The 10,981-nt window shown below is 37.7% G+C and carries 11 protein-coding genes; all 11 read right to left on the bottom strand.

Annotated elements, in window-relative coordinates:
* Positions 1–11 precede the first annotated feature (11 nt).
* Complete coding sequence (locus AC220I_RS12435; RefSeq protein ID WP_486724162.1) at positions 12–941, bottom strand: ABC transporter permease; 930 nt, start codon at positions 939–941, stop codon at positions 12–14.
* Positions 941–2,056 carry an ABC transporter permease gene (locus tag AC220I_RS12440; protein ID WP_486724163.1) on the bottom strand — a complete coding sequence of 372 codons (1,116 nt, stop codon included), beginning with the start codon at positions 2,054–2,056 and terminating at the stop codon, positions 941–943. The genes AC220I_RS12435 and AC220I_RS12440 overlap by 1 nt, the downstream gene beginning before the upstream one ends.
* 45 nt (positions 2,057–2,101) lie before the next feature.
* Positions 2,102–3,625, bottom strand: coding sequence for an ABC transporter ATP-binding protein (locus AC220I_RS12445; protein WP_486724164.1), 1,524 nt, complete (start codon positions 3,623–3,625; stop codon positions 2,102–2,104).
* A 347-nt stretch (positions 3,626–3,972) separates the two neighbouring features.
* On the bottom strand, positions 3,973–5,001 hold the full coding sequence (locus tag AC220I_RS12450; RefSeq protein ID WP_486724165.1) for a BMP family lipoprotein: 1,029 nt from the start codon (positions 4,999–5,001) through the stop codon (positions 3,973–3,975).
* 346 nt (positions 5,002–5,347) lie between these two features.
* On the bottom strand, positions 5,348–5,665 hold the full coding sequence (locus AC220I_RS12455) for a thioredoxin family protein (RefSeq protein WP_486724166.1): 318 nt from the start codon (positions 5,663–5,665) through the stop codon (positions 5,348–5,350).
* Positions 5,666–5,676: 11 nt separating this feature from the next.
* Positions 5,677–6,618 (bottom strand): thioredoxin-disulfide reductase, encoded by a 942-nt coding sequence (gene trxB, locus AC220I_RS12460; RefSeq protein WP_486724167.1) that lies wholly within the window; start codon positions 6,616–6,618, stop codon positions 5,677–5,679.
* A gap of 126 nt (positions 6,619–6,744) precedes the next feature.
* Positions 6,745–8,397 carry a Na/Pi cotransporter family protein gene (locus AC220I_RS12465; RefSeq protein ID WP_486724168.1) on the bottom strand — a complete coding sequence of 551 codons (1,653 nt, stop codon included), beginning with the start codon at positions 8,395–8,397 and terminating at the stop codon, positions 6,745–6,747.
* A gap of 159 nt (positions 8,398–8,556) precedes the next feature.
* Entirely contained in the window at positions 8,557–9,027 is a 471-nt protein-coding gene (gene trmL / locus AC220I_RS12470; RefSeq protein ID WP_486724169.1) for a tRNA (uridine(34)/cytosine(34)/5-carboxymethylaminomethyluridine(34)-2'-O)-methyltransferase TrmL, read from the bottom strand.
* An 8-nt stretch (positions 9,028–9,035) separates the two neighbouring features.
* Positions 9,036–9,500, bottom strand: a complete 465-nt coding sequence (locus tag AC220I_RS12475; RefSeq protein WP_486724170.1) for a chemotaxis protein CheX — start codon at positions 9,498–9,500, stop codon at positions 9,036–9,038.
* Between the two features lie 163 nt (positions 9,501–9,663).
* On the bottom strand, positions 9,664–10,461 hold the full coding sequence (locus tag AC220I_RS12480; protein ID WP_486724171.1) for an undecaprenyl-diphosphate phosphatase: 798 nt from the start codon (positions 10,459–10,461) through the stop codon (positions 9,664–9,666).
* A gap of 28 nt (positions 10,462–10,489) precedes the next feature.
* Positions 10,490–10,981, bottom strand: a 492-nt coding sequence (locus AC220I_RS12485) for a histidine phosphatase family protein (protein WP_486724172.1), incomplete at its 5' end; no start/stop codon positions are given.

Here is a 10,981-nt window from a genome sequence, read left to right on the forward strand (position 1 = left end):
CTAATTTAATTTTATCTATGTCCTTTTTCATACGCAGTACCAACTGCTTTTGGCGCAACAGCTCTTCCAATAAAACCTGAAAGAACAATAATCGTTGCTATATAAGGTAACATTTGAAGGAATTCCGATGGTATGAAGTCGAAGCCCAATGTAGACGCTTGAATTTGTAAAGCTTCACAGAATCCAAAGAATAAACTTGCAAACATTGCACCAACTGGATGCCATTTACCAAAAATCATGGCAGCGAGTGCGATGAAACCTTTACCTGAAGTCATACCTTCTCTAAATAAACTAATGGTTCCAAGCGATATTGATGCACCAGATAATCCAGCCATCATACCTGAAATACCAACACAAATATATCTGATCTTGTAAACATTGATACCCACTGTGTCAGCTGCCTTTGGATGCTCACCAACTGCTCTGATTCTAAGACCAAACGGCGTTTTGTAAAGTACATAGTAAGAGATTGCCACAGCTAAAAATGCAAGATATACAAAGGGTGTTAAGCCACCAAACAACCTTCCAAGTACCGGTATGTTTTCAAGAAAATGAAATGGATTAGTCGTTAGAGCAACCTTAACAGAATCTGTTTGACCAGATCTCTTCCAAATAAGTTCAAGTAAAAACGCCGTAATACTTGTTGCAAACAAGTTGATTGCAGTACCGATTACAACTTGATTTCCCTTTAGGTTTATTGAGAGTACTGCTAAGATCATAGAAGTAAGGATACCTGCCACCATAGCGCCAAGCACACCAAGCCAAGGCAAGCCCGTAAATTCTGTAACAAGGATTGCAAAGAAGGCACCCATAATCATCATACCTTCAAGTGCGATGTTTGTAATACCAGATCTCTCAGTAAATACACCACCAAGTGCCGAGAAGATCAATGGAGTTGCAAGTCTTAATGCAGACGCTAATAAAGCAATAAATATATACATTATTTTTGCACCTCCTGTGTTTTATCTTTAAAGAATTTCTTTTTAATGTCTGGTAAATATTTTGCAATTTGTTCTGCAGCAATAAAGATGATAATAATCGCTTGGATAATACCAACAACTTCCTTCGGTATTCCAGCCATTTGCATCTTTCTCTCGCCATTAGCCAATACACCAAATAGTAGGGCACTTGCTAAAATACCGATTGGGTGATTCTTACCCACTAGGGCAACTGCAATACCACCAAAACCGTAGCCTGGCATACCGGCAGCTTGATCAACTTTAAAGCTTAAACCTGCCACAGTAACAGCCCCAGCTAAACCAGCCAAAGCACCTGAAATAACCATTGCAAGGGTTATGTTCTTAGCGATGTTAATGCCACCATACTCAGATGCATATGGATTATGTCCTACCGAACGTACTTCATAACCCAAAGTTGTTTTGAATAATAAGAACCAAATGAGGAAGGCCATGGCTACAGCCACAAAGAAACCGATGTTAACTGATGAATAACCAAATGCCGGAATCAACTTTGCAAGTGGTAACAATCTACCTGTTTCAGGAATCAGTACAGTATAAGCTTTCTTTTCAGCACCTAAGAGTACTGATGGATTTAATACTGTTCTTACAATAAAGTTTGAAAGATATAATGCCGTATAGTTAAGCATGATTGCCACGATTACCTCATGGACCCCTCTTTTTGCTTTGAGTATACCTGGAATAAAGGCCCAAAGCGCACCACCTAGTGTACCTGCAAGTAGCAAGAGTACTACCAAAATGCCACCTGGTAAATCTCTAAAGACCCAACCAGCACCCGCGGTAAATATGGCACCCATAATATATTGACCTTCAACACCGATGTTGAAAAGACCACATCTAAAAGCAAAAGCAAATGCCAAACCTGTGAAGATTAATGGCGTTGTCTTTAGTAAAGACTCTCCGAATCGACCAAAGGTCCCCAAGCTACCAGAGAATAATTCATAGTACGCTAAGATTGGATTATTGCCTGTCCATATGATAAACAAGGCTCCTATAATAAATGAAATAAAGATTGCAAGCAGTGGAAACTTAACGTTTTCAACAACCACATTCAGCATCTTTTGATCTTTGTTTTGCATTTTGTCACCCCTAATGTAAGTCAAACAAAAGTAATTCGACTTATTCTATTTGTTCAATTTGCCACCAGCCATCATAATTCCAAGTTCTTTTTCATCAGCAGTTTTGCCATCCACGACACCTACGATACTACCATCGTAGATTACGCCAATACGATCTGCAAGCGCCAAAACTTCATCAAGTTCCAATGAAACCAAAAGAACTGCCTTGCCTAAGTCACGTTGCTCTACGAGTTTTTTGTGAATAAACTCTATCGCACCAACATCAACACCACGTGTAGGTTGTGATGCAATAATCAACTCTGGATGTCTGTTTAACTCTCTTGCAACAATAAACTTTTGCTGATTTCCACCTGAAAGTGCTTTTGCTGCAACTTTTTCACTAGGTGTTCTTACATCGTATTCCTCAATAAGTTTTTTGCTGTATTCATGAATATAATCATAATTTAGAACACCATTTTTACTGAATGGCTCATCTTTATGGTTCCCTAAGCAACCATTTTCAGCCAACGAATGCTCTAATACAAGACCTCTTTTGTGTCTATCTTCCGGTATATGCGCCATGCCACTGTCTATAATCTTCTTACTAGACATTTTATGAAGCTCTTTCCCATTTATTGAGAAGGTACCATTTGTGGATTTTCTAAGGCCCGTCAACACTTCTACAAGTTCAGTTTGGCCATTGCCGTCAACCCCTGCAATCGCAAAAATTTCACCTGCTTTTACATCGAAAGATATGGCTTTTAAAGCCTTTGAACCTCTATTATCCATAGCTTCTAAGCTGTGAACCTCTAAAACAGTATTACCTGCCTGTCTGTCTGCTTTGTCAACTTTTAAATTAACTTTACGACCAACCATGAGCTCTGCGAGTTCATCAATGTTGGTGTTTTCCTTCTTCAAGGTCTCAATAACCTTTCCTCGACGCACAACTGTAACACGATCACTCATGGCCATAACTTCTTTAAGCTTATGTGTAATGAGAATAATCGATTTTCCCTGACCAACGAGTTTTTGTAATATCTCGCCCAGTTCTTCAATTTCTTGTGGTGTTAAAACCGCTGTCGGTTCATCTAGAATTAAGATATCAGCCCCTCTATAAAGGGTTTTCAAGATTTCAACTCTCTGCTGCATGCCCACAGTAATGTCTTCAATTTTGGCATTAGGATCAACGGCCAATCCATATAACTCTGATATTTCTTTTACTTTATTGGTTGCAGTTTCCATATCTAACTGAATGTTTTTTGGTCCTTTAGCGGTCTCTGCACCCAAAATGATGTTTTCAGTAACCGTAAAGGGTTCAACCAACATAAAATGCTGATGTACCATTCCGATACCGAGCTCAATCGCTACACTAGGGTCTTTAATGTTAACCAGTTGCCCATTGACAAAAATCTCGCCAGCTGTTTGCTCGTACAAACCATAAAGGATATTCATCAAGGTTGTTTTACCTGCGCCATTTTCGCCCAGTAAAACATGAATTTCGCCTTTTTCCAGCTCAAAATTCACACTGTCATTAGCAACCACACCAGGGAAGACCTTTGTAATGTTTTTCATTTCGACAACTTTTGCCATTTTATTCCCTCCATTGATGTTCATAAAAACGCTTATAAACTTTGTATTGCAACATATTTAACTTTTACTTTTGTATTTATTTTGTGTTTATATTAACAACATTTGAGCCACCTTCGATGTCTCAAACCAATTTTCGCTGACGCTGTTTGAGATTAAACATTTCTCATCACAGCTTTCGGCTCAAATTTTGTTGTATATAATCATTTAAAGTCAAAACCTTATTTTGACGGATCTAACCGCTTTTCGCAAGTTGATAATTCTTACCTAAAGCTGGATGACAACTAAAGATATATATTAATAAAGAGTCAGATATCGGGGACACCTGACTCTCAATTATTTATCAATAACTATAATGATGGTGCCTCAAAAGCATTGAATTCTGCTTCTGTTTGAGGAACTACAAATGTACCAGCTTTGATAGCTTCAAGATATTTATCAGCAGCAGCTTTTAAATCATCTGATAAGTTACCAGCTTTATCACTGTAACCAACGCCACCGTTTTTAGCATCAAATACTAATGTTCCACCTTGGAAGTTACCATCAACTACTGATTTAGCAACAGCATAAACACCAACGTCAACACGTTTGATCATAGAACATAACACGTTTTCAGGTGCCATATGTGATTGATCTTGGTCAACGCCGATTGCCCAGAAGCCTTCTTCTTTAGCAGCTTCGATAAGACCAGCACCAACACCACCAGCAGCATGGAAGATTACATCCGCGCCAGCTTGATGTTGAACTAAAGCAATTTCTTTACCTTTTGCAGCATCATCAAATGAATCAGCATAGTTAACAATAACTTCAGCATCAGGATTTACTGCTTTAACACCAGCTCTGAAACCATACTCGAATTTTTCGATTAATGGGAATTTCATACCGCCGATGAAACCAACTTTATTTGTTTCAGTTTTTAAACCAGCAATAACACCTACTAAGAAAGAGCCTTCGTGTTCAGCGAAAACGATCTCAGCAACGTTAGCTTTGTTTAAGCCAGCTGAATCGATGATTGCAAATTTTTGCTCTGGGAATTTATCCGCAGCTGCCATCATAGATTCGTTGAATAAGAAACCAACACCGTAAATAAGATTAGTTTTCTCTTCTGCGAAAGAAACTAAGTTTGGCATGTAGTCATCAGCACTTTGAGACTCAAGAACTTTTCTTGTGATCCCGAAATCTTTTTCAGCATTTTCAAGACCTAACCAAGCTGAATCATTGAATGATTGATCCCCTAATCCACCTGTATCTGTGATCATACCAAATACCATATCGCTTTTTGGTGCTTCAGTAGCTTCTTGTTGCTTAGGTGCACAACCAGCTAACATCATACCAACAAGCATTACTACCATAATTAATGCAATAGCTCTTTTACTCATTAATAAATCCTCCTCTTATTAATATAGAATTTTGCCCGAATTATACTAATTCTACACAAAGTGAAAAATCCCTCTTTTTTATTCAATTTTTTTATATAAAAACAAAAGAATTTTTTACTACACTAATCCCCCTTAGATTCGATTATTAGGTATGTAATTATGATGAATTAACATAATCCTTAAACCTTACCTAATAATTATATCCAATTTACCTTTCAATAATCATTATATTATTTTAATAAACTAATTTTAGAAAAGTGACCATTGATTGAATTATTTCACAATTACTTTGTATGTTTTTAATAAAGCCACAAAAATACATATGAAATAAGTTCTAATGGGTTTCTTACAAATGCTTTAAGATATTATCTACAATAACATTTCTATTGGCAGCGTCCTTTGTGCATTCAGCAATTCGTTGGCCATCCTTATAAAAAACAACTGTTGGTATCCCTAGTACGCGTTGGCTGATTGCGAGTTTACGCTCAGCAGTCGTATTGAGTTTACCAAAGTGTGCTTTTCCACTAAATTCGCTTGCAATGGATTCGAACTCAGGCATAAGGGCCTTACAAGGCTCACATCCCTCTCCGAAAAAATCAACAATTACAAGTCCACTTTTGTCCATTACTTCTTCTTGAAAATTTTCTTTATTTAATTCAATCATTTGATTGCCTCCTACTCACCAAAGTGTTCGTCTACATATTTTTCTGCTTGAACAGCCGCTATGGCCCCATCAGCAGTTGCTGTTACAACCTGTCTTAAAGATTTCACCCTGATATCTCCAGCAGCAAAAACACCTGGGATATTGGTTTTCATATTTTCATCTGTTTGAATATAACCTGCATCGCTTAAGGTAACCATGCCTTTTACAAGATGTGTTTCTGGCAAATAACCTGCAAATACAAAGATTCCCATGATCCCATCATTTTCATCAGCCATAATGGTTTTAACCTCACCTGTTTTGAAGTTCTCAAGCACAATGCCTTGAACCAAACCATCACCAATGATTTCCTTAATGCCAGAGTCATATATGAAGTCCATTTTTGGGTTTTTCTTAGCTTTTTCAACGATGGATTTCGCTGCTCTAAAAGTGTCTCTCCTGTGAACAACGGTTACCTTACGCGCAAACTTGGTAATAAACATACCCTCTTCAAGCGCTGTATCCCCGCCACCGATGACATATACCTCTAAACCAGTGAAGAAGTCGGCATCACATGTCGCACAATAAGAAACACCTTTTCCGGTTAATTCAAGCTCATTTGGAACACCTAGCTTTCTTGGAACAGCCCCCATTGCAAGTATAATTGACTTGGCTTCATAAACACCTTTGTCAGTATGAACTTTTTTAATATCATTTTGAAGGTCCAAAGATTCAACAGTTGCCTTTAAACGCTCAGCGCCAAATTCATCACATTGTTCAACCATTCTAGCCACAAGTGATGGCCCTGTTGCTTCAGGAATCGATCCTGGATAGTTAGCAACTTCCTCTGTTCCAGTAATCTGACCACCATTTTTGTCTTTCTCAATGATTAAAGTCTTCATTTTAGCCCTTGCTGCATAGAGTCCAGCTGAAAGTCCCGCTGGTCCTGCACCAATGATGATTACATCATATGTCATTTCATTTCCTCCTTAAAGAGCAATCTTCCCTTTTACTATACACCAAAAGAAAAAAGCATGGCAAGTAAATTGACAAGCTTTTTTGAATTAACATTGTTGCGTTTTTGACTTATTTTATTTGTGGTTTTACTTTCTAACGTCAAGTACTGCAAGTGCAATATTTGACGAGTGATCTGAAACACGTTCAAGATTGGAAATGATGTCAAGGAATATGATACCAGCATTGGTTTCACATCTGCCCTCATTCAATCTACGAATATGTGTTTTTCTAAGTGTTTTTTCCATTAAATCGATTTCACCTTCAATTTCAATTACCTCTTGAGCAGAATTGAAATCTGAATTTTTTAAAGAAGTCATTGAAAGTTCGAAACCATTTCTTACTTTACCCACCATTTCATCAAGCTCTAATACTGCCTTTTCTGAAAAGATAATATTATTTTCTATTTTGAAAAGGGCAAGTTCAGCCAAGTTGTCTGCATGGTCACCAACGCGTTCTATATCGTTTATGGTACTAAACAAGCCATCTAAAAGCTTACGATCATCATCGCCAATTGCGGTGTTTGATAGCTTGATTAGATAATTACTGATTTCTCTCTCAAGTGCATTTATGGTCTTTTCAATCCTAAAAGTCTTTTCCACCAATTTTGAGTTATTGGTTTGAACCGCTTCTGCAGCACTATCAAATGATAGTTTAGCCAGGTTACCCATGTGAAGCACTTCTTTTATAACTTGACCAAGAGCGATTGAAGGGGTTTCTAAGATACGATCATCAAGGTATTTAACCCCCATGACCATAGCATCTCTTTCTTCCTGACTCTCAGGTATTAATATACCGACTGCTTTAACAATAAGGCCTGCAAAAGGTAAAAGTAAAAGTGTATTAATGACATTGAAAAAGGTATGTGCATTCGCAAGTTGTCTTGCAGCATCATTGCTGATTGATTTAACAAAACCTACTGTGATATGACTGAAGAAAATAATAAAGATTACTGTCCCGATGACATTGAAGAGAAGATGCATTACAGCAGCTCTTTTAGCAGTACGATTGGCACTTACTGAAGAAATTAATGCTGTTACGCAAGTACCGACATTGGTCCCAAGTAGAACGGGAAATGCCGCTTCAATCGGCAAAACACCAGTTCCAGCCAAAGCGACTAAAATACCTGTCGTCGCACTTGAACTTTGAACAACTGCGGTGATTAAGAAACCTGCGAAGAAGCCCTTAATCGTTCCTAGAATGCCGCCAGTCCCAAAGCTGACAATCATATCATTAAAACCTTGATAATGTTTTAGGGGTGCCATAGCGTCCTTCATCAAGTCCATCCCCAAGAACAAGATACCAAATCCCAACACGATTTCACCCATGACGATGGTCTTATTGTTTTTAGAAAACAGTTTTACACTGGTTCCTATTGCAATGGCAATAGGTGCAAGTGCCGTCAGCTTAATTGAAACAAGCTGTGCTGTTATAGTCGTCCCTATGTTTGCCCCCATTATAAGACCAATTGCTTGTGTCAGGTTCATAATGCCTGCATTTACAAATCCAACGACCATAACGGTGGTAGCTGATGAACTCTGAACGATTACCGTTACAAGCGCACCTGCAAAAACACCAACAACAATATTGCCTGAAATCTTTTCGATAATTTTTTCAAGTTTATTACCTGCTGATTTTTCAAGCCCCTCACTCATTACCGTCATACCATAAAGGAATAGACCTAGTCCCCCTAGCAAAGGAATTATGATTTCCAAAATCTCCTTTGAAGATATCACATCCATAAAAATCTCCCTTCAAATCTCTTCTATATTCATAAAAAAACCACTACGTTTGATGATTCAATCGAATCATTGTAGTGATTTTGTTAACCTATTACAGAAACCTATTAGCCCAATAGGTTCCCATTTTAATGGGGATCTGTAAGTTGGTTCAACGTTCATTTATTTGAGATCAAAAAACGCATTTTGTCTTAAAGCTTCATATAGTATGATTGCAACTGAATTTGAAAGGTTTAAGCTTCTCAAATGCTCATTTTTTCTCATTGGTATTTTAAATCTTGTATCACTGTAGCGTTCATGTATATAAGCAGGCAATCCTGCCGTTTCCTTGCCAAATACGATGAAACAATTGTCTTCAAATTGAAACTCATCATAATATTTTGTGGCCTTTGTGGTTGCGAAAAAAAGTTTTTCATTGCCATACTTTTCAAAGAAAGCATTTTCATCTTCATGAACTTCTAAATCCAGAAACTCCCAATAATCAAGACCCGCACGCTTTACATGCTTATCGTCAATTGAAAAACCAAGGGGTTTTATCAAGTGTAACTTTGCACCTGTAATCGCACAGGACCTTGCGATGTTGCCAGTATTAGGTGGTATTTCTGGTTGATACAATACAATATTAATTGCCATAATGTCTCCTAAGCTTTTTTAATGCCAATATCAAATTCTACTTCGCCCATTGTTGAAACCAATGGCACTAGAATTGTCTCCATCCCAGCAGAAGAAATCTCAATTGAATTTCCACGTACGAGTGAAGGTGGTGTGATGTCAATCTGAACGCCTTGATTAAAGAGCAACGTCGCAGAGTTCCCCATAATCATATTGCCTAGCTCAGATAGAGCACTTTTTGCCATTTCATCAATTTCAGGCACAGGCATCCCCATCATCATACCAGATGCAATGTTCTTTGCCATTTCTTCAGAAAGGCTAAATACGGCTTGACCCTTGATCTCACCAGTGATTCCCAGCATTATAACGATCTCTTTTGTTGGAAAAGGATTCTTTCTTATCGTTGGTTTCCCAACTGTAAACTTTTCAGTAACAAAATTGTTTAATACTTCAGTTGATGCTTTGATAAATGCATTAATATATTCAACGTTCACATTAACGCCTCCAATCTAGAGTCCCCATACTCTTTTAATATATATAATATACCATAATTCTTTAAAAATAATTAGTTTTTTATGATTTTTATAATGTATCTACAATTCAACTGTCCAACATGCATAATTGGGGGTTCGATATTGAAACCAAATCAAAGTATATCTACAAAAAATTTACTGCTAACACGATAATACCCAAAATTATACGATAATACGCAAACAGTTTCATATCATGCTTTCTAATGTAATTCATAAAGAAGGCGATTACACCATATGCCACTGCGAAGGAAACCAAAGTCCCGACACCGAGCATGGTCCATTGATCTGAATTAAATTCACCACCATACTTGAGGATTTTAACAAGAGATGCACCTAAAAGTGCTGGAATTGCCAAATAAAAAGAGAATTCCGCTGATAGTTTTCTAGAAAAGCCACTAAAGAGACCACCGATAATCGTAGAGGCGGATCTAGACATGCCTGGGAACAATATGGCCAAGCATTGGAAAAGGCCAACGACAATCGCCTGCTTAAAAGTAATTTTTGAATCCTCATCTACATGACCTGTGTGGGGTCTGTTTTCGGCATATATCAGCAGACCAGCACCCACAATTAAAGCAATTGCAACATTAATCGGATTAAATAGGTACTTATCTATAAACTCTTCGATCGTAAATGCCAAGACGACTGCAGGCAACAAGGATACTGCAACCTTTGTCCAAAGTAATACGTATTCCTTTTGCGCTTGTCTTCCTTTAATTGGCGGGATAATCTTATCTTTAAAATAAATCATAGCCGCAAAAATCGCACCAGATTGTATAACCACTGTAAAGAAATTAGCAAACTCGCCATCAAACTTTAAAAACTCATTTGCGATAATCAAATGTCCTGTGGAAGAAACAGGAATAAACTCTGTCAAACCTTCTATTACGCCCAATATGATGGCAAGTAGTATTGTGTTCATTTTATAGGATCTCCTTAAATGTCATAGTCTATTTGTTGATTGCTTTAACAACCGGCATGCCCATTACATACTCAACGCGGTTTACACCACAATTTTCAATATGAAAACGCCAATAGCCCTCCATTGTGTCATAACAAAGATAGCTTAGTAGTGCCTGAATGACACCGCCATGCGCAACAAAAAGTAGGTTTACGTTGTCTTCAATATCATAATCACTGATGACAGAAATGAAGAATTGTGTCACTCTGTGATACATTTCAGCTGTACTCTCTCCACCAGGGACTTTGAAATGCTTATAGTCATCAAACCATTGCTTTAGTAGTTCAGGATCTCTTGCTTTAATTTCTTCAAACTTAAGGCCTTCCCAATTACCAAAATTCATTTCTCTTAAATTTTCAGAGACAATTGGTGTTACACTTCTACTTCTTGCAATTGCATCACAGGTTTCTCTCGCGCGCTGAAGGTCTGAGACAAATATTTTTTCAAAGTCAATATCTTTGAGTTTTCCGGCAACGACCTC

The organism is Fusibacter sp. (assembly GCF_057447755.1).